We start from the raw sequence: 18454 nt of genomic DNA on the forward strand, positions 1-18454 counted from the left end.
TCTTTCGTGACGTCAGAAGGAATGGAGGAGGCCGCGCTGCTGGGCCACGCAGGCGGCCTCGGTGCGGCAGGACACGTTCAGCTTCGACAGGATGTTGTTGATGTGGTACTTCACCGTGCCCACGCCGATGCCGGCATCGCGCGCGATCAGCTTGTTGCTCTTGCCCGCGCTGAGGTGGGCCAGGATGTCGAGCTCGCGCCGCGACAGGGGGCTGGTATGGATGCGCTGCGCCAGCTTTTCCGCCAGCGCCGGCGGCAGATAGCGGCGGTTGTGCGCGACCTGGCGCACGCAATACAGGATCTCTTCGTAGCCGGCCTGCTTGAGCAGGTAGGCCGCGGCGCCGGCCTGCATGGCGCGGTGCACGTTCTCGTCGCCCTCGTAGGAACTGAGGATGACGATCCTGGCGTCCGGATGCTTCCTGCGCGTGGCGGCCACCGCTTCCAGGCCGCCGCCCGGCATGTTCAGGTCGACCAGCATCAGGTCGGGAAGGTAGCGGTCATACAGCTCGACCGCCTGGACCGCATTCACGCCCTGGCCGAGCAGGACGAGATCGGGCTCGGACGCGAACAGGCTGGCCAGTCCCGCGAGGATGAGGGGGTGGTCGTCGGCGATGACGAGGGAGATGGTGGGCTTGTCCATGGTGGTGTTCCGGCTGATCCAGATTGGATTGTCGAGGCCGGGCCTGGCCCGGTCTAGCTATACCAATGGATACCGCGGCGCCGGCAAGGAACTGGCCGAATGGGATGGGTGCGGCCGCCCGTGGCCGCCTAGGATGGCGGACATCGCAATTCGCAGAGCGGAGCACACATGAACGACCAGGCACATCAGCGCACCCAGGGCCTGGCCCTGGGATTCATGGCGGGCTACGTCGACACCCTGGGCTTCCTTGCCCTGTTCGGCCTCTTTACTGCCCACGTCACCGGCAACTTCATCCTGATCGGCGCGGCGCTGGCCGACGCCAGCCGCGAGATGGTGCTGCTGAAGTTCCTGGCCTTCCCGGCCTTCATCGTCGGCGTGGCCATGGCGCGCATCCTGGTGCTGGCGCTGGAGAAGCGCGGCGCGCCGCCCCTGCGCCCTGCGCTGCTGCTGCAGCTGGTCCTGCTGCTCGGCTTCATGGCCTGCGGCATTGCGGCCTCGCCCGTCGGTGCGCATGCCGGGCCGCTGGCCATGGCCGCCGGCCTGCTCGGCACGGCCGGCATGGGCGCCCACAGCGCCACCAGCCGCCTCCTGCTGCCCCACCTGGCGCCGACCTCGATGATGACCGGGAACGTCACCCAGATCGTGATCGACCTCGTCGACGCCCTGCGCGGCGCGCACGATCCGGGCCTGGCGGCCCGCTGCGGCAAGTTCTTCTGGCCGCTGGCGTCGTTTGCCATCGGCTGCATCGCCGCGGCCTTCGCTTTCCACCGGTTCGGCTTCGCCGCACTGGTGGTCCCCGTCCTGATCCTGCTCGCGATGCTGGCGCTCGAGGCGCCGGCGCCGGCAAGCGCGGATCGGGCCGTTCCACGGTAGGGCGCACCTATACCTATGGATACTATGTCCGTGGAAGAGGGCGTCCTACGATATCAATGCACTGAAATGGAGAATCCCATGTCCAATCCAAAACTCGAAGTCCTGACTCCCGATAACTGCCAGATCATCTTCATCGACCAGCAGCCGCAGATGGCCTTCGGCGTGCAGTCGATCGACCGGCAGACCCTCAAGAACAATGTGGTCGGCCTGGCCAAGGCGGCCAAGGTGTTCAACATCCCGACCACGATCACCACCGTGGAAACCGAAGCCTTCTCGGGCCACACCTATCCCGAGCTGCTCGACGTCTTCCCCGGCAAGGACATCCTGGAACGCAGCTCGATGAATTCCTGGGACGACCAGAAGGTGCGCGACGCCCTGAAAGCCAACGGCCGCAAGAAGGTGATCGTGTCGGGCCTGTGGACCGAGGTCTGCAACACCACCTTCGCCCTGTGCGCGATGCTGGAAGGCGACTACGAGATCTACATGGTGGCCGACGCTTCGGGCGGCACCACGAAGGACGCCCACGACTTCGCCATGCAGCGCATGGTGCAGGCCGGCGCCGTGCCGGTCACCTGGCAGCAGGTGCTGCTCGAGTGGCAGCGCGACTGGGCGCACCGCGACACGTATAATGACGTGATGGCGATCGTGCGCGAACATTCGGGCGCCTACGGCATGGGCGTGGACTACGCCTACACCATGGTGCACAAGGCGCCGCAGCGCACCAGCGGCGGCCACGAGGTGCTGGCGCCGCAGCCGGCGAAGTAAACCGGCGCCCCAGGGGCAAGGAGTTCGCATGAAAATCTATCTCGTGGCCCTTGCCACCGGCCTGCTCGTCGGCCTGATCTATGCCTTGCTGCAGGTCCGCTCGCCGGCGCCGCCCGTCGTCGCCCTGGTCGGCTTGCTCGGCATGCTGATCGGCGAGCAGTCGGTGCCGGTGGTGAAGCGCCTGATCGCCAGGGAGCCGCTCACGGTGAGCTGGCTGCGCACGCACTGCGTGGCGCAGATCACCGGCGTGGCGGCGCAGGACAAGGCCGGGGCGAACGCGCCGCCGGCTGAAGGCAAGGGCTGAGGGCCGGCAGGCCGGACGATGGAGCAGGATGCGAATGGACGGGAGGGCGCCGCGATGGCCTCACAGCTGACCGCGGCGATCGCGCACGACGTGAACCAGCCGCTGATGGCGATCTCCGCGAATGCGGGGGCCGCGCTCCGGCGGCTGCGTTGCGATCCGCCCAGGCTCGACCTGCTCGAAGCGCTGCTGCACGATATCGTCGCGCAGAGCCAGCGCGCCGGCCGCACGGTGTCGGCGTGGCAGGCCTGCGCCCGGCAGTGTCCCGATGCGTCCGCCGACGCGCTGCAGGCCGCTGTCCACGCCGCCACGGACGCGGGAGCGTCCCCATGAGCGCGCCGCTCGTCTTCGTCCTCGACGACGATGCGGCGGTGCGCGCCTCCGTCCTGAACCTGCTCGCCGCCGACGGCATCGATGCCCGCGGTTTCGCCGCCGGCGCCGACTTCGTCAGGCAGGCGCGTCCCGACACGCCGGCCTGCCTGGTCTGCGACATGAAGATGCCGGAGCTGGACGGCCTCGATGTCGCCAGCATCCTGGCGCGCCAGGGCTGCGAGCTGCCCATTATCTTCATGACGGGCCACGGCACCATCCCGATGACGGTGCAGGCCATGAAAGCCGGCGCCGTCGAATTCCTCACCAAGCCGGTGGTCCCGGACGAATTGCTGCGCGCGGTGCGCGACGCCCTGGCGCTCGACGAGGCCAGGCTGGCGCTGCGGCGCGAACTGGCCGCGCTGCGCCAGCGCCACGAGAGCCTCACGCCACGCGAGCGCGAGACCATGACGCTCGTGATCGGCGGCCTGCTGAACAAGCAGGTTGCCGACGCCCTGGGGGTGAGCGAAATCATGGCCAAGACGCACAAGCGCAAGGTCATGGAAAAGATGGGCGCGCGCTCCTTGGCCGACCTGGTGCGCTACGCGGAGCGCCTCCAGATCAGCCAGGCCCGCAGCCGCTGACGACAGCGGCGCTCCTCAGAAAGCGTGGCGGATGCCCATTGCGGTGCCGCGCAGCCGTGCACCTTCCACCGGCGCCAGGCCATTGATCGCGAAGTCCACGGTGCCGTGCGCGCGGTTGTGGATGCGCGTATGGAAGGCGAACAGGGAAGTACGGCGCGACAGGGCGTAGTCGTAGCCGACGGTCGCGTGCAGTGCGCCCGTATCCGGTCCCGCGGCGATGAAGCCGATTCGCTCGGTCGCGCTGCCTTTTCCGTCCTTTGCCCTGGCCACGGCCAGGCGCAGCGCGTGGGCGCCGGCCTGCCTGCTCACGGCGGCGAACCAGGCGTCACGCCGCAAGGCGCCGGTCGGGGTCCGGTACTCCAGGCGCTCGCCGGCCAGGGCCAGGCGCACCCTTCCGAATTGCCAGGCCAGGGCGAGCTTGCCGCCGCGGTCGGACAAGCCCGGGCCCTGGTAATCGCGGTGCCGCTCGTGCGCGAGCGCCACGAACAGCGGACCGCGCTCGAACTGCAGCGCCCCCGAGCTGAGCGCGGGGCGGGCGCCGCCGGCGGGCCGTTCTTCGTTGAAGCCGTGCGCCAGGCGCAGGCTCAGGCCGCGCCAGGCGGGCGTCCAGTAGTGCAGGCTGTTCTTCTGGCGCCGGTCGAAGGAGGCGGTGTCGTCGAGATTGCCGGCGCTGGGCGCCGCGCCGTTGCCCATGATGCTCATGTAGCCGGCCGTGGTCGGATAGAAGGGATCGAGGCTGGCCGTGGCGGTATTGTAGGGCGTGGACCAGTTGCCGGCGAAGAGCGTGCCCCAGCGGCCCGCGAGCCCCACGCGGGTATCGCGGGCCGCCAGCGCGCCGCTCCCTGTATCGGGCGCCAGTGCGCTCTCGACCTGGTAGAGCAGGCGCAGGCCGCCCGTGATGGCGTCGCTGCCGCGCAGGCCGAACACCGAGCGGTGGTTCGATACCCGCATGGTGTGGCCGCTGCCCTGGACGGATTCCAGGGCGAGGTTGAGCCGTCCGTAGAGCTGGATGTCATTGGACTGGGCGCGGGCGGCGGGCGCGAAGGCCCCGAGGAGGGCGCATGCGAGCAGTGTCTGTTTCATGTCCCCATCCTACGGGGGCGCGGCGGCGCGCGACCCTGCAGGAAGGCCGGGTTGGACGCTAGAGACTGATGTAGCCGCGCTTGATGGCGAGCGTCACCGCGTGGGTGCGGTCGCTGGCGCCCAGCTTGACCAGCACGGTGCTCATGTGGCTCTTGACGGTGGGTTCGCTGATGCTGAGGATCTCGCCGATCATGCGGTTCGAGTTGCCGTCCGCCGCCAGGCGCAGCACCTCCAGCTCGCGCGGCGACAGCTTGTCGGCGGGGTAGTGGCCGTTCACTTCCTCCTGCGCGACCCTGGCGATCACGCTGGCGCCCTGGTAGACGTGGCGCACCGTGCGGGCCAGTTCCGCGCCGGCGACGTCCTTGAGCAGGTAGCCGGCGGCGCCGGCCTTGAGCGCGGCCGTCACGCGCGCATCGCCGCTGAAGGTGGTGAGCACGACGATGCGCGCATCCGGATGCATCGCGCGGATCGCGATGATGGCTTCCAGCCCGTCCTTCACCGGCATCTGCAGGTCCATCAGGGTGACGTCGGGCCGGTGGCGCGCGAACTGGGCGATGGCGTCGAGGCCATTGCTGGCCAGGCCGACGACCTCCATGCCGCCCTGGGCCTGCAGGGTGGCCGCGATTCCCTCCCGCATCATGGGGTGGTCGTCGGCGATCATCACGCGGATCATGGCGGGCGTGTCGGTCATGGGCTGTGGCGCGGCTTGGGGAAAACGCACGCAGTCTGGGGCAGGGCCGCGGCGGCGTCAAGCGGCAGGCGCAGGCGGAAGCAGGCGCCCCGCGGCTCGGCGGGTTCGAATTCCAGCGCCCCGCCGTGGGCGCGCACGATCGCCAGGCTGATCGCCAGGCCCATGCCGGTGCCGTGCGGCTTGGTGCTGAACAGGCTGCCGAACACGCGCTCGCGATGGTGGGGCGCGATGCCGGGGCCGTTGTCCGTGACCGTGATGTCCACATGGCCCGCGGTGCGCAGCGAGGCGACGCGAATCCGCTTCGGTTCCGCAGGCGCGTCGGCCAGGGCGTCGATGGCGTTCACCAGCAGGTTGGTCAGGACCTGCTGGACCTGGGTGCGGTTGGCATGGATGCGCTCCGCGCCCAGCCCGAGGTCCAGTTCGATCCGGATGCCATCCTTGCACAGGCGGTGCTGCAGGAGCAGCAGGACCTCGCCGATCATGCAGTCGACGGCGACCGTTCCGAGCTCGCTGCCGGCCCGGCTCACCAGGCGCTGCATGCTGCGCACGATGTCGCCCGCATGGCGGCCGGCGTCGCCGATCAGGGCAATCGAGGACAGGGCGCGCTCGATGTCGGGTTCGGGCCGGCGCAGCCACTTGCGGGCCGCCGCCGCGTGCAGGGCGATCGCCGCCAGCGGCTGGTTGACCTCGTGCGCGATCGACAGTCCCAGCTCGCCGACGCCGCAGCTGCGCAGCATCGCGTTCGCGCGGCCGTCGCCGGACGCCAGTTCCGGGTCCTGCCACCTGCGCCGCAGGGTGTCGATGCGGCCGAGCGCGCCCCAGTAGCCGTAACTCGCCAGGGCGGCGCGCCGGTAGTGGCGCACGGCCGAGTCCAGGCCTGCGGAAGAGGCATGGACGGCGGCCTCTTCCCAGGCCAGGGCGGCCAGCCAATGGCGCTCCTCGCGGCCGGCCGTTCCGGCGACCAGTTCGAAGCCGCGCAGGGCGGCGAGCGCGTCGCCCTCGCGCTGCGAACGGGCGGCCTGCGCCAGCGTCGCGAGGTTCGCGGCATCGGAAGAGAAGGGGGCGAGGCGGCGCAGGGCGGCGCAGTGGCCGTCGAGCTGGCGCGCTGTCGCGGCGCAGTCCGCACGCGACAGCGCCAGGGCGGCGAACAGGTGGTAACAGAGCCGGTCGGCCAGCGGGACTGCCGGGCCAAGCTGCTTGACCATCCGGCCGGCGCTCTGCAGTGCCTGGGGGAGGGCACCGGCATACCAGGCCGACTGCAGCAGCGCCAGCCAGTGGCCGAAGCGGCGCGGCGCCGCGCCGGTTGGCAGGCAGGCGCCGCCATGCAGGAGCACGCCTGCCAGTCGGGCGCGCGCCGCCAGCTCGGATGCCGCCGCCATGTCGTCGAAGGCGGCGGGCGTCCGCGCGGCCGTCTCGAGGCGGCGCGCCAGTTCCGGCAAGGGCAGGCCGCCGACCAGGCCCGTCCCTGCCAGGCAGACGGCGGCGGTCCGGGGCGCCGCAGCGCTTTCCGCCAGCGCCACCAGCTCGCACGCCGCCTGCCCGAATCCGGCGGCAAGGGGCGTGACGAGGGCGGCATGCAGGGCGGCCAGCCGGCCGTCTTCCCCGATGCCGAGGCGGGCCGCCAGCGCCAGCGCGGTGCACGCCAGGCGAAGGGCATCCTCGTGCGGTCCTTCGTGGCGCAGCGCCAGGCCGGCCAGCAGCAGGAGCGCCGGCGGCGTGGCGGGCGCTACCCCATGCTCGAGGGCGCAGCGGATCTCCTCGGCAATGTGCAAATCGCCGTCGCCAGGCGCCGCCGCCGGGCGGCTTCGGGCAGGCTGCCGCGCCCAAAAGGCGGGCGGGAGCGTGCGGATGCGTTCCCAGGCGCACAGGCAGGCCGATTCGCCGTCCAGGGGCGGAGAGGCCGGTACCGCGGACCGCCGGGCAGGCGGGCGTGTCGGGACATCGAATTGGGCGAGGCTCATGGTCATGCTTCCATCTGTGCGAAAGGTTTCCAGCGCAGGCGGGGCCGGTGCTTGCAGAGCATTATCTGCGCCTGCCCGGCAAGGGCACTCATACGATAGTTGCAAAGGCCAGGCGATATTTCACAGTTCATGCGGTCCGCATCGCGACCTTCGATTTTTTCGATCAAGCGAGGGGAAATTACTCGTTTTGCGTTTCGCAAGCCTCGCTTCATCATGCTGTTCACGGCCGGTGCACGTGTCGTCCATCGTCGAACGATTCGCATATCGGACGAGCTGCCCCGCCATTCGGCAGGGGCTGGAGCCGCCTCCCGCTGCTATCGTCAGCCCGATCGATCTACCTGACTGGAAGGATTATTACCATGCCGACGCTTCGCTCCACCTTGCTCCCCATCCTGGGCCTCGCCGGCCTGCTGTCCGCGGACGCGGCCCGGGCCCAGGCCGACCTGATTCTCACCAACGGCAAGATCGCCACCATGGCGCGCGAAGGGGAATTCGTGCAGGCGGTGGCGGTCAAGGACGGCAAGGTGCTGGCCACCGGCAGCAATGCCGCCATGCTCGAACTGAAGACTCCGCGCACCCGGCTCATCGACGCCGGCGGACGCACCGTGATCCCGGGCCTGAACGACTCGCACGTGCACGTGATCCGCCAGGGCCTGAACTACAATATGGAGCTGCGCTGGGACGGCGTCACCTCGCTCAAGCGCGCGCTCGAGATGCTGAAGGAACAGGCCGCGCGCACGCCGGAAGGCGAGTGGGTGAAGGTGGTGGGGGGCTGGAACGAGTACCAGTTCGAGGAAAAGCGCCTGCCGACGCTGGCGGAGATCAATGCGGCGGTGCCCGACCGGCCCGTCTTCATCCTCTACCTCTATGGCCTGGGTTTCCTGAACCAGAAGGGCATCGCCACCCTCGGCTACGATAACAACACCCGCTTCAAGGATGGGGAAGTCGAACTCGACGCGGCCGGCAAGCCGACCGGCAAGCTGGTCGCCAAGCCGAACGCCCTGATCCTGTACTCGACCCTGGCCAAGACCAATAAACTCGGCCGCGACGACCAGCTGAACTCGACCCTGCATTTCTACCGCGAGCTCAATCGCCTGGGCGTAACCAGCGCCATCGACGCCGGCGGGGGCTTCCAGAACTACCCGGACGACTACGGCGTGACACTCGCGCTGGCGCGCGCCGGCAAGCTCACCGTGCGCACTTCCTACTACCTGTTCGCCCAGCGCGCCGGCAAGGAACTGGAAGACTTCCAGCGCTGGACCGCGATGACGCATCCGGACAAGAACGATCACATGTTCTACCCGAACGGCTTCTCGGCCGAGGGCGGCGGCGAGAACCTGGTGGCCAGCGCCGCCGACTTCGAGAACTTCCTCGAGCCGCGTCCCGACCTGCCGGAGCACATGGAGGGCGAGCTGGAAGGCGTGGTGAGCCACCTGGTGCAGAAGCGCTGGCCCTTCCGCCTGCACGCCACCTACGGCGAGAGCATCGATCGCGACCTCGCCGTGATCGAGAAGGTGAACGCGAAGACGCCCTTGAACGGCCTGCGCTTCATCGTCGACCACGCCGAGACCATCAGCGACGCGCAGATCGCCCGCATCAAGCGGCTGGGCGGCGGCATCGCGGTCCAGGACCGCATGCACTTCCAGGGCGAAGCCTACTGGAAGCGCTACGGCGAGCAGACCCGCCAGATGCCGCCGATCCGGCGCATGCTGGAACTGGGCGTGCCGGTGGGCCTGGGTACCGACGGCACCCGCGTGTCGAGCTACAACCCCTGGCCTTCGCTCTACTGGGCGGTCAGCGGCAAGACCGCGGGCGGCATGCAGACCTGGCGCAAGGAGGATGTGCTGGGCCGCCATGCCGCGCTGAAGCTGATGACGGCGGGTTCGGCCTGGATGAGCGGGGAAGAACAGGTGAAGGGCACGATCGAACGCGGACAGTACGCCGACTTCGTGGTCCTGCCCCAGGATTACTTCACGATGGACGTCGAGGGCATCAAGCGCCTGGAGAGCGTGCTGACGGTCGTGAACGGCAGGGTGGTCTACGGCGCCGGCCCGTATGCGCCGCTCGCCCCCCAATTGCCGCCGGTGTCGCCGGGCTGGAGCCCGGTGGCGACCTTCGGCGGCTACCAGAACCGCTGAAGCGGGCCGCGCCAGGAAGACGGCCCCTGCCTGCCATTCGTGCCACACTTGGGTCTCTCTACACCGCAAGGACTGGAACACCGATGGACCGCCACATTCTTCCCGTGCCCCTCGACAAGGCTTACCGCCTGCTGAACCACGGTCCCACCGTGCTGGTCTCGAGCCACCACGAAGGTGTCGACAACGTGATGGCGGCGGCCTGGGCCTGCGCACTCGATTTCGCGCCGCCGAAATTGACGGTGGTGCTGGACAAGTCGACCGCCACCCGCGCCCTGGTCGAGGGCAGCGGCCGCTTCGCGATCCAGCTGCCCACGGCCGGGCAGCTGGCGCTGACGCATGCCGTCGGCAACCGCTCGCTGCGCAGCGATCCGGACAAGCTCGAGAGGAGCGGCGTCGCCTTCTGGCACGCACAGGACGATCGCCTGCCGCTGGTCGCGGGCTGCTCGGCATGGCTGGCCTGCCGGCTGGTGCCGGAACCGCACAACCAGCAGGCCTATGACCTGTTCATCGGGGAAGTGACGGCGGCCTGGGCCGACGAGCGGGTGTTTCGCGACGGGCACTGGCATTTCGAGGAAGCCGACCCGCGCTGGCGCAGCATCCACCATATCGCGGGCGGGCACTTCTATGCCATCGGCGAGCCGATGCGCGCGGGAGAGGCCTGAACCGCTGAATTCATTGCATGGCCTGGGGGCGGGGTTCGGGTGTGTTCGCGCCCACCGGGCGGATTTGGGTGCCCTGGTGCAGGGCGACGCGCCAGCCCTCCGCATGGCGGGTCCAGATGCGCACGTAGCGTCCCCGCAGCGTGACGGCCGGCTGGTCCATGGGCACGGTGCGGTAGGTGCCGGTGACGATAGCGGTGGCGCCGTCGCCGACGAGGCGGATTTCCATCTCCTCGACACCGTAGTTGCGAATCCGGTATTCGTCGCGCGCCAGCGCCTGCAGGAATTCGGCCTTGGTGCGCACCCGGCCATTGCTTTCGACGTGGTAGTAGTCGCCGCCGATGAGGCGGCGCAGCGCATCGATGTCACCCTGGCTCAGGGCCTGGGCGCGCAGGCGTTCCGCTTCCCGCACGCCGGCTTCGGCCTGGGCCTGGCCTGCCCCGCCCTGGGCGCGCGCGGCCGGTTCGAGCGCGGCTTGCGAGGCCCGGGCGCCTGGAATGAGGAAGGCAAGGCAGAGCGCAAAGAGGATTGTGGCGCGCATGGCGTGCTCCATATGACGGGCTGAGCGAGATTATAGGATTGTACGAAGGCGAAGAATGTCACGAATTCTCTCTATTGCGACACATTGTTGGTGTTGCAGATACTGTAATTATGCGTAGGCAATTGCAAATCTGTTACAGTCTCGTCCAGAACGCGTAACATGCTCATATCGCCGCACATTCGACCGAACGACACTATGCCCGCCGCCCCTCTGCCTCCCGACGAACTGGACCGCCTGTCGCTGCTCGACGCCCTGGCCCTGCTGGACACCCCGCCCGAGCCGGTGTTCGACCGCATCACCCGGCTGGCCAGCCGCCTGCTGAATGTGCCGATGGCCCTGTTCTCGCTGGTGGATGCCGACCGCCAGTGGTTCAAGTCGCGCGTCGGGCTGGAGGCGGAGCAGACCCCGCGCGAGCACGCGTTCTGCGCGCATGCGATCGGGATGACGCGGCCGCTGGTGGTGAACGACGCGACGCAGGATCAGCGCTTCAGCGACAACCCGCTGGTCTACGGTCCGCCGAACATCCGCTTCTACGCCGGGGTGCCGATCCGCACTGCCGCCGGGCTGGCGATCGGCACCCTGTGCGCCCTCGACACGAAGCCGCGCGAAATGAGCCGGGAGGAAGCGGAGGTGCTGAACGACCTGGCGACCATCCTGACCAAGGAAGTGCACTACCGCGAACGCCTGGCGGTGGCGCGCGAGCAGCTGGAGCAGTCCAGCGCCGTGCTGGGCGCCAGCGAGGCGCGCTTCCGCAGCATCTTCGACGTCGCCAGCGTCGGGATCGCCCTGGTGGCGCCGGACGGCGGCTGGATCAGCGTCAACGCGGCGCTCTGCGCGATCGTCGGCTACAGCGAGGAAGAGCTGTGGGGCCTGACCTTCCAGCAGATCACCCATCCGGACGACATCGCCCTCGACGTGGGGCTGCTGGAGGAGCTGCGCCGCGGCGCGCGCACCCAGTACCAGCTGGAGAAGCGCTACATCCGCAAGGACGGACGCGAGGTCTGGATCAACCTGAACGTCGCGCCCAAGTTCAACCGCGCGGGCGAGATCGAGTATTACGTGTCGGTGATCAAGGACATCGATGCGGAAAAGCGCGCGCAGCAGGAAGTGGCCGCGCTGAATGCCGACCTCGAACGCCGCGTTGCCGAGCGCACCGCCGCCCTGGGCGCCAGCGAAGCGCGCCTGGCCAGTGTGATCGAGAATGCCAACGACGCCTACATCGGCCTGGACGAGGCCGGCGTCGTGACGGCCTGGAACCGCCAGGCCGAGGAAACCTTCGGCTGGCCGCGCGAGGAAGCGCTGGGGCGCAAGCTGGAGGAACTGATCATTCCAAAGGAGCTGGCCGAGCGCCACCGCGACGGCATGCGGCGCTACCTGGCCACCGGCCAGGCCACCGTGGCCGATCAGCGCCTCGAGTTGCCGGCGGTGCGCCGCGATGGCTCCACCCTGACGGTCGAGGTGCGCATCCGCGCGCTGCAACTCGACGGCGGGAAGGTGTTCAGCGCCTTCCTGCACGATATCACCGAACGCAAGCAGGAAGAGGTGCGGCGCGAGTACGAGAGCCGCCACGACGCGCTCACGGGCCTGCTGAACCGGCGCGCCCTGATGGAGGCGCTGCCGCTGGCGCAGGCGCGGGCCGGCCGCAGCGGCAAGACGGTGGGCATGCTCTTCATCGACCTGGATGGCTTCAAGGCCGTCAACGATTCCCAGGGCCACGAGGCCGGCGACATCCTGCTGGGCGTCGTCGCCGAGCGCCTGCGCGCCGGGGTGCGCCGCACCGACAGCGTCTACCGCCTGGCCGGCGACGAGTTCACCGTGCTGCTGGAGGACATGGCCGATACCTTCGACGACGCCCACCGGGTGGCCGAAAAGCTCATCAAGAGCATCGCCGAGCCGGTCGAGCTGCCGGGCCGCGCGGTGCGGGTGCGCGCCAGCATCGGCATCGCCCTCGACGCCGCCGGCGGCACGCGCCAGGCCGAAGAACTGCTCAAGGAAGCCGACCACTTCATGTACCAGGCCAAGAAGGCCGGCCGCGGCCGGGTGTGCTCGGCCAGGCATCCCTGCTGACGCGCGCCGGGGCGCTGCCAGGCAGGCGGCGCGGCGCAGGCAGAGGTGCATGGGCATCGGCGAGGGCAGGTGCATGGGCGTTCCCCTGGGGGCGAATGGTTGAGTGTTCCGGTTTCGACGGCCGGACTGTTCCTCTAGTTCGGCCTCCCGGCACGCGCCACCGATGGGCTCAAGCGACGGTGCATTCGGACGAAAAACAGACGCTTGACCTTCCCATTGTGGGAAGGAATATCCTTCGGTAATGGAAACGGGAGGACCGATGGACATGACAACGACACCCACGGTGCTGCGCATCGAAGGCATGACCTGCGCCTCGTGCGTGGGGCGGGTCGAAAAGGCGCTGCGGGCGGTGCCCGGCGTGCTCGATGCCAGCGTCAACCTGGCGACGGAAAAGGCGACCGTGCACGGCGGCGACCCGGCCCGCCTGGCGGCCGCGGTACGCGATGCCGGCTACGAAGCCGCGCCCGCCGGCCAGGCGGCGCCCGCGCCGGACGCCGCCACGCCTCCCGGGGCGTTGCCGGGCTGGTGGCCGGTGGCCGCCGGCGCGCTGCTCAGCCTGCCCCTGCTGGCGCCGATGCTTGCCCAGCCTTTCGGTGCGGACTGGATGCTGCCCGGCTGGCTGCAGCTGCTGCTCGCGACCCCGGTGCAGTTCTGGCTCGGGGCGCGCTTCTACCGGGCCGGCTGGAAGGCCCTGCGCGCCGGCAGCGGCAATATGGACCTGCTGGTGGCCATCGGCACCAGCGCCGCCTGGGGCCTGTCGGTCTACCTGCTGCTGCAGGAGCATGGACACGGCGTGCCGCACCTGTATTTCGAATCGTCCGCCGTCGTCATCACCCTGGTCCTGCTCGGCAAATGGCTGGAAGCGCGCGCCAAGGGCCGCACCGTGGCGGCGATCCGGGCGCTGGAAGCCTTGAAGAGCGTCGACGCCCTGGTCCGCCGCGAGGGCGGGGATGTGCGCATCGCGCTCGACGATCTGGAGGTGGGCGACCTGATGGTGGTGCGCCCCGGCGAGCGGTTGCCGGCCGACGGGGTCGTGGTCGAGGGCCGCAGCCACCTGGACGAATCCCTGCTTACCGGCGAAAGCCTGCTGGTGGCCAAGGGGCCCGGCAGCCGGGCGGCCGGCGGTGCGGTCAATGCCGAGGGGCTCCTGCTGGTGCGGGCGACCAAGATCGGCAGCGAGACCATGCTGTCCCAGATCATTCGCCTGGTCGAGGATGCGCAGGCGGCCAAGGCGCCGATCCAGCGCCTGGTCGACCGGGTGAGCAGCGTGTTCGTGCCGGTGGTGCTCCTGATTTCCCTTGCCACCCTGGTGGGCTGGGGCCTGGCGACCGGCGACTGGGAAGCGGCCTTGCTGAACGCGGTGGCGGTGCAGGTGATCGCCTGTCCCTGCGCACTGGGCCTGGCGACGCCGACGGCGATCATGGTCGGCACCGGCGCCGCGGCCCGCCACGGCATTTTGATCAAGGATGCCCAGGCACTGGAAACGGCGCATGCGCTGGACGTCGTGGCTTTCGACAAGACCGGCACCCTCACCGAGGGCAAGCCGGTGCTGGCGGCCGTGGAGGGCGATGCGGACCAGGTGCTGTTGCTGGCCGGCGCCGTCCAGCAGACCAGCGCCCATCCGCTGGCGGGCGCGGTCCTGGACGCCGCGCGCAGCCGCGGCCTGGTCCTGGCGCAGGCCACGCAGGCCGAAGCGCTGCCGGGGCGCGGCGTGACGGCCGAGGTCGGCGGCGCCGCCGTCTGGCTCGGCAATGCGCGCCTGATGGCGGAACTGCAGGCCGACACGGAGCGTTTTGCCGCCGCGGCGGCCGCGCATGAGGCGGTCGGGCGCACCGTGTCCTGGCTGGCGCGGCGCGGCGGGGACAGGCTGGAGGTGATCGGCCTGCTGGCCTTCGGCGACGTCCTCAAGCCGGGCGCCGCGCAGGCGGTGGCGCGCCTGCGCCGGCTGGGCATCGAGACCGTGATGCTCACCGGCGACAACGAAGGCGCGGCGCGCCTGGTGGCCGGGCAGCTCGGGATCGAGCGCTGGCACGCCGGCGTGCTGCCGGGCGAGAAGGCCGGCGTGGTGTCCGAACTCAAGGATGGCGCACGCCAGGTCGCCATGGTCGGCGACGGCATCAACGACGCGCCGGCGCTGGCCGCCGCCGACGTCGGCATCGCCATGGCCAGCGGCACCGACGTCGCGATGCAAGCCGCCGGCATCACCCTGATGCGCGGCGACCCGGGCCTGGTCGCCGATGCGGTGTCCGTATCGCAGCGCACCTATGCAAAGATCCGCCAGAACCTTGGCTGGGCCTTCGTCTACAACGTGGTCGGCATCCCGCTGGCCGCCTTCGGCCTGCTCAGCCCGGTGCTGGCCGGCGCAGCGATGGCGCTCAGCTCGGTAAGCGTGGTGGCGAATGCACTGCTGCTGCGACGCTGGCAGCCGGAACCGAGTATGGCAAGCGACATCAACGGGGCCGTGGCGCCCCATCAACCTGGAGAAACGACAATGTACGAACTACTGGTGGACGGAATGAGCTGCGGACACTGCGTGGGCCGCGTGACCAAGGCGGTGCAGGGTGTGGACGAGGCGGCCAGGGTCACGATCGACCTGCCCACGCGCAAGGTAAGCGTGGACAGCAAGGCCGCGCTGGCGAGCATCGCGGCAGCCATCGATGCGGCCGGCTACCCGGTGCTGGAATCCGGCGGGGCGTCGCGTTAACGACTCGTTAACACCGAACGGCACTCCTCAACATCTACTTTTGAGATATATTTTAGTGGACAATAAATAAATACAACACAGGCTCGGTAGCGGCGGTACGGGGGCGCAGCTCGACGAGGTGGTCGGCAATCCAATGGAATCCACGATGCGACATGGCGTGTTAGCGGAACCGGCGGACCTCGCGACCCATCCGCCCTCGAGCAGGCAGATGCGCAATGTGCTCATCGTGCTCGCCGTTCTTGGCCTCAAGTTCATCCTGCTGGCGCCGCTGGCCGGCATGGCGATGCCGGCGGTGCCGGCGTTTGTTCCGATGCACCAGTCGGCTCTCATCGGCAGCAACCTGTTGACCGGAATCCTGCTGCTTGGCCATGTGCGGACCAACCGTTCCTGGTCGCTCGGCATTCTCACGCTGGGCTATCTGTTTACCGCCCTGATCGCACTGGCCCATCTGCTGACTTTCCCGGGCCTGTTCGCCAGCCATGGCGTGCCGATCGGGAACGGCCAGACCACGCCCTGGCTGTTCATGGTCTGGCACGCCTTGTTCCCGCTCTTCGTGCTGGGCTATGCGCGCAGGTACCGGCGGCCCTTGCCCGACCACTTCCTCCGGGTCGGCGTCCTGCTCACCACGCTGTTCGTGGCGCTCCTGGTGCTGCTCTGCACTTCCGGCGCGCCCTATCTGCCGGCGCTGACCGATCAGCACCGTTTCCTGCCTTCCTATCGGGCCCTGGGGCTGGCCGTGCTGGCCCTGTCGCTGTTCGCGCTCTGGCGGATCACCTGCAAGCGACCGCGCGCCTTGCTCGATGTCTGGTTGATGGTGGCGATGACGGCCTGGGTCGCCGAGCTGATGCTGTCCTGCCTCCTCAACAGCGGGCGCTACGACCTCGGCTTCTATGCCGGCCGCCTGTACGGCCTGGCGGCCTCGCTGCTGGTGCTGGGCGCGGTCGCGATCGACAACATCGCCCTGCATGCGCGCCTGCGCGAGACCTTCGAAGAGATGATCGAGATGCGCGCCCGCGCCCGGTGGCAAAGCCTGCTCGGTTCGGTGCTGCGCCAGCTGCCCGACGGCGTCCTGATCGTCGACCGCGAGGGCCGCTGCGTGATGGCCAACGACCAGGCCGAGCACATGGCGGCGCGCTTCGAGCATGCCGCGCGCGACGGCACGCCGGGCCCGGCGGCGATGCTGGCGCTGCTCAGGGAGCCGGTGGCGCGCGCGATCGAGGGCAAGCCCTTTCGCGACGCGATGCTCGAGAGCGTGGCGAACGACGGCCGCCGCGTCTACGCGGTGAGCGGGGCGCCGCTGCGCGACGGCGCGGCCGAGCTGGCCGCGGCCGTGATCGTCCTCGACGACATCACGGAAAGCACGGAGGCCAGCGCGGCGCTGGCGCGCGCCCTGGACCAGGCCCGCTACCTGATCGAGAACACGCCGCTGGCCGTGATCGAGTGGGACCGCGACTTCATCATCCGCCTGTGGAACCGGCGCGCAGAGGAGCTGTTCGGCTGGAGCGCCGGGGAAGCCGTGGGCCGCCGCATCGACGCGCTGCCGGTGGTGCACGAGGAAGATGCCGGCAAGGTGGCAGGGGCCATCGGCCGCCTGCTGGATTCGGCCACCCGCTACGTCAAGTCGACCAACCGCAACCGCACCCGGGACGGGCGCATCCTGTGCTGCGAGTGGTACAACTCGGTGCTGCACGACGAACACGGCGCCATCGACCGGGTGTTCTCGCTGGTGCTCGACGTCAGCGAGCGCGAGGCGGCGATGGAGCAGCTCAAGGATGCCGACCGGCGCAAGGACATCTACATCGCGACGCTCGCGCACGAGCTGCGCAATCCGCTGGCGCCGATCGCGAATGCGGCCTCCCTGCTGCGCGGGCGCGGCCTGCCCCAGGAGCGCATCGAGTGGATCGCGGCCATGGTGGGGCGCCAGACGGCGCAGATGTCGCGCCTGCTGGACGACCTGCTCGACGTCACCCGCATCAGCCGCGGCAAGATCGAGCTGCGCCGCGCGCCGCTGGAACTCGGGCGCCTGCTGCGCGATACCCTGCAGACCAGCATGCCCCAGATCGAAGCCGGACGGCACGCGACCGAACTCGATCTCTGCGACGAGCCGGTCTGGGTCGAGGCCGACGCCCTGCGGCTGACCCAGGTGCTGGCCAACCTGATCAACAACGCGGCGAAGTACACGCCGCCCGGCGGGCGCATCGCGATCCTCCTGAAGAAGGAGGGCGGCGAAGCGATGGTGCGCGTCAGCGACAACGGCATCGGCATCGAGCCGGCGATGGTGGACCGCGTATTCGACGCCTTCGTGCAGGTGAGCAGCGCCAGCCACCTGGCCCAGGGCGGGCTGGGGATCGGCCTGTCGCTGGCCAGGGGCCTGGTCGAGCTGCACGGCGGCCGGATCGGGGCGCACAGCGATGGGGCGGGGCAGGGGTCGGCGTTCACGGTGTGGCTGCCGGCGATTCGCCCGCCGCAGCCGGCGCCGGGGACGGCCGAAGGACCCGGCGCGGCGGCGAGCCTGCGCAAGCGCATCCTGGTGGCCGACGACAATGTCGACGCGGCCGAATCGCTGGCCTGGCTGCTGCGCACCGAAGGCGCGACGGTGGAGGTGGCGCACGACGGGGCGGCGGCGCTCAGGCTGTTCAACGAGCGCCCGAGCGAGATCGTGGTGCTGGACCTGGGCATGCCCGAGATGGATGGACTCGAGGTGGCGACCATCCTGGCGCGGCGCACGCCGAAGCCCTGCCTGGTGGCGGTAACGGGAAGGGGACGGCAGGAAGACCGCGCCGCTTCGCTGGCGGCCGGTTTCGATGCGCACTTCACCAAGCCGGTGGCGCCGCAGGAGCTGATCGAGCTGCTGAAGAAGTTCTAGGCGCGGGGCATGGGATTTACAAGGCGCTGTCACCGTTGGCTGTTGGGCCAGGTTGAACTGTCGAGCTGCTTCGCTGTCTGATTGCCATCTCGGTCGATAGCGGAGGCGGCAATGCAGGCGGCGGGCTTCAGGAGGTGGCTGGCGCGCGTCAGGCATCTCGACCGGCGCCAGCGCGCGCAATTGCTTGCGCTACTGGGCCCGGCAATCGGACTG

Annotated in this window: 15 protein-coding genes; 10 read left to right on the top strand and 5 right to left on the bottom strand. The window is 69.5% G+C overall.

What is annotated here, in order from left to right; genetic code table 11:
- Positions 1-12: 12 nt before the first annotated feature.
- Positions 13-639: a response regulator gene (locus tag ACQ7JA_RS03350; protein ID WP_430894478.1), complete on the bottom strand. Its 627-nt coding sequence runs from the start codon at positions 637-639 to the stop codon at positions 13-15.
- 168 nt (positions 640-807) lie between these two features.
- Here ACQ7JA_RS03350 and ACQ7JA_RS03355 point away from each other — a divergent pair, with 168 nt between their 5' ends.
- The 5 genes from ACQ7JA_RS03355 to ACQ7JA_RS03375 all read left to right on the top strand — a co-directional run bounded on the left by ACQ7JA_RS03355 (position 808) and on the right by ACQ7JA_RS03375 (position 3531).
- The gene (locus ACQ7JA_RS03355; protein ID WP_430894479.1) at positions 808-1512 is read left to right on the top strand and encodes a YoaK family protein; all 705 of its coding nucleotides are present in this window, start codon (positions 808-810) and stop codon (positions 1510-1512) included.
- A gap of 78 nt (positions 1513-1590) precedes the next feature.
- Positions 1591-2277 (top strand): hydrolase, encoded by a 687-nt coding sequence (locus tag ACQ7JA_RS03360; RefSeq protein ID WP_430894480.1) that lies wholly within the window; start codon positions 1591-1593, stop codon positions 2275-2277.
- Positions 2278-2305: 28 nt separating this feature from the next.
- Complete coding sequence (locus tag ACQ7JA_RS03365) at positions 2306-2581, top strand: XapX domain-containing protein (RefSeq protein ID WP_430894481.1); 276 nt, start codon at positions 2306-2308, stop codon at positions 2579-2581.
- A gap of 54 nt (positions 2582-2635) precedes the next feature.
- Positions 2636-2911: a histidine kinase dimerization/phospho-acceptor domain-containing protein gene (locus ACQ7JA_RS03370; RefSeq protein ID WP_430894482.1), complete on the top strand. Its 276-nt coding sequence runs from the start codon at positions 2636-2638 to the stop codon at positions 2909-2911.
- Entirely contained in the window at positions 2908-3531 is a 624-nt protein-coding gene (locus ACQ7JA_RS03375) for a response regulator transcription factor (RefSeq protein ID WP_430894483.1), read from the top strand. Before ACQ7JA_RS03370 ends, ACQ7JA_RS03375 begins: the two co-directional genes overlap by 4 nt.
- Positions 3532-3546: 15 nt before the next feature.
- Here ACQ7JA_RS03375 and ACQ7JA_RS03380 read toward each other — a convergent pair whose 3' ends face one another.
- The 3 genes from ACQ7JA_RS03380 to ACQ7JA_RS03390 are packed head-to-tail and all read right to left on the bottom strand — an operon-like array spanning position 3547 to position 7077.
- The gene (locus ACQ7JA_RS03380) at positions 3547-4614 is read right to left on the bottom strand and encodes a porin (protein WP_430894484.1); all 1068 of its coding nucleotides are present in this window, start codon (positions 4612-4614) and stop codon (positions 3547-3549) included.
- Positions 4615-4672: 58 nt separating this feature from the next.
- Positions 4673-5305: a response regulator transcription factor gene (locus tag ACQ7JA_RS03385; protein WP_430894485.1), complete on the bottom strand. Its 633-nt coding sequence runs from the start codon at positions 5303-5305 to the stop codon at positions 4673-4675.
- Positions 5302-7077 (bottom strand): sensor histidine kinase, encoded by a 1776-nt coding sequence (locus ACQ7JA_RS03390; RefSeq protein WP_430894486.1) that lies wholly within the window; start codon positions 7075-7077, stop codon positions 5302-5304. Before ACQ7JA_RS03390 ends, ACQ7JA_RS03385 begins: the two co-directional genes overlap by 4 nt.
- Positions 7078-7625: 548 nt before the next feature.
- On the opposite strand from ACQ7JA_RS03390, the gene ACQ7JA_RS03395 reads away from it, so the two are divergent.
- On the top strand, positions 7626-9404 hold the full coding sequence (locus ACQ7JA_RS03395) for an amidohydrolase (protein WP_430894487.1): 1779 nt from the start codon (positions 7626-7628) through the stop codon (positions 9402-9404).
- Positions 9405-9487: 83 nt separating this feature from the next.
- A complete protein-coding gene (locus ACQ7JA_RS03400) occupies positions 9488-10066 on the top strand; it encodes a flavin reductase family protein (protein WP_430894488.1) in 579 nt (192 codons plus the stop codon).
- 10 nt (positions 10067-10076) lie between these two features.
- Here ACQ7JA_RS03400 and ACQ7JA_RS03405 read toward each other — a convergent pair whose 3' ends face one another.
- A complete protein-coding gene (locus ACQ7JA_RS03405; protein WP_430894489.1) occupies positions 10077-10604 on the bottom strand; it encodes a nuclear transport factor 2 family protein in 528 nt (175 codons plus the stop codon).
- Between the two features lie 195 nt (positions 10605-10799).
- Here ACQ7JA_RS03405 and ACQ7JA_RS03410 point away from each other — a divergent pair, with 195 nt between their 5' ends.
- From ACQ7JA_RS03410 to ACQ7JA_RS03420, 3 genes are all read left to right on the top strand, one after another.
- Positions 10800-12671 carry a PAS domain S-box protein gene (locus ACQ7JA_RS03410; RefSeq protein ID WP_430894490.1) on the top strand — a complete coding sequence of 624 codons (1872 nt, stop codon included), beginning with the start codon at positions 10800-10802 and terminating at the stop codon, positions 12669-12671.
- A gap of 259 nt (positions 12672-12930) precedes the next feature.
- Positions 12931-15375, top strand: coding sequence for a heavy metal translocating P-type ATPase (locus tag ACQ7JA_RS03415; RefSeq protein WP_430894491.1), 2445 nt, complete (start codon positions 12931-12933; stop codon positions 15373-15375).
- A gap of 208 nt (positions 15376-15583) precedes the next feature.
- Complete coding sequence (locus ACQ7JA_RS03420; protein WP_430894492.1) at positions 15584-18241, top strand: ATP-binding protein; 2658 nt, start codon at positions 15584-15586, stop codon at positions 18239-18241.
- Positions 18242-18454: the final 213 nt, after the last annotated feature.

Origin of the sequence: Massilia sp. BKSP1R2A-1, assembly GCF_050586525.1 — a bacterium.
In the GTDB taxonomy this organism is placed as follows: domain Bacteria; phylum Pseudomonadota; class Gammaproteobacteria; order Burkholderiales; family Burkholderiaceae_D; genus Telluria.

Coding starts and splice junctions, on each gene's coding strand:
- ACQ7JA_RS03415 (WP_430894491.1), top strand. CDS start 12,931: ATGGACATGACAACGACACCCACGGTGCTGCGCATCGAAGGCATGACC.
- ACQ7JA_RS03370 (WP_430894482.1), top strand. CDS start 2,636: ATGGCCTCACAGCTGACCGCGGCGATCGCGCACGACGTGAACCAGCCG.
- ACQ7JA_RS03375 (WP_430894483.1), top strand. CDS start 2,908: ATGAGCGCGCCGCTCGTCTTCGTCCTCGACGACGATGCGGCGGTGCGC.
- ACQ7JA_RS03420 (WP_430894492.1), top strand. CDS start 15,584: ATGCGCAATGTGCTCATCGTGCTCGCCGTTCTTGGCCTCAAGTTCATC.
- ACQ7JA_RS03410 (WP_430894490.1), top strand. CDS start 10,800: ATGCCCGCCGCCCCTCTGCCTCCCGACGAACTGGACCGCCTGTCGCTG.
- ACQ7JA_RS03395 (WP_430894487.1), top strand. CDS start 7,626: ATGCCGACGCTTCGCTCCACCTTGCTCCCCATCCTGGGCCTCGCCGGC.
- ACQ7JA_RS03360 (WP_430894480.1), top strand. CDS start 1,591: ATGTCCAATCCAAAACTCGAAGTCCTGACTCCCGATAACTGCCAGATC.
- ACQ7JA_RS03405 (WP_430894489.1), bottom strand. CDS start 10,604: ATGCGCGCCACAATCCTCTTTGCGCTCTGCCTTGCCTTCCTCATTCCA.
- ACQ7JA_RS03380 (WP_430894484.1), bottom strand. CDS start 4,614: ATGAAACAGACACTGCTCGCATGCGCCCTCCTCGGGGCCTTCGCGCCC.
- ACQ7JA_RS03400 (WP_430894488.1), top strand. CDS start 9,488: ATGGACCGCCACATTCTTCCCGTGCCCCTCGACAAGGCTTACCGCCTG.
- ACQ7JA_RS03355 (WP_430894479.1), top strand. CDS start 808: ATGAACGACCAGGCACATCAGCGCACCCAGGGCCTGGCCCTGGGATTC.
- ACQ7JA_RS03365 (WP_430894481.1), top strand. CDS start 2,306: ATGAAAATCTATCTCGTGGCCCTTGCCACCGGCCTGCTCGTCGGCCTG.
- ACQ7JA_RS03385 (WP_430894485.1), bottom strand. CDS start 5,305: ATGACCGACACGCCCGCCATGATCCGCGTGATGATCGCCGACGACCAC.
- ACQ7JA_RS03350 (WP_430894478.1), bottom strand. CDS start 639: ATGGACAAGCCCACCATCTCCCTCGTCATCGCCGACGACCACCCCCTC.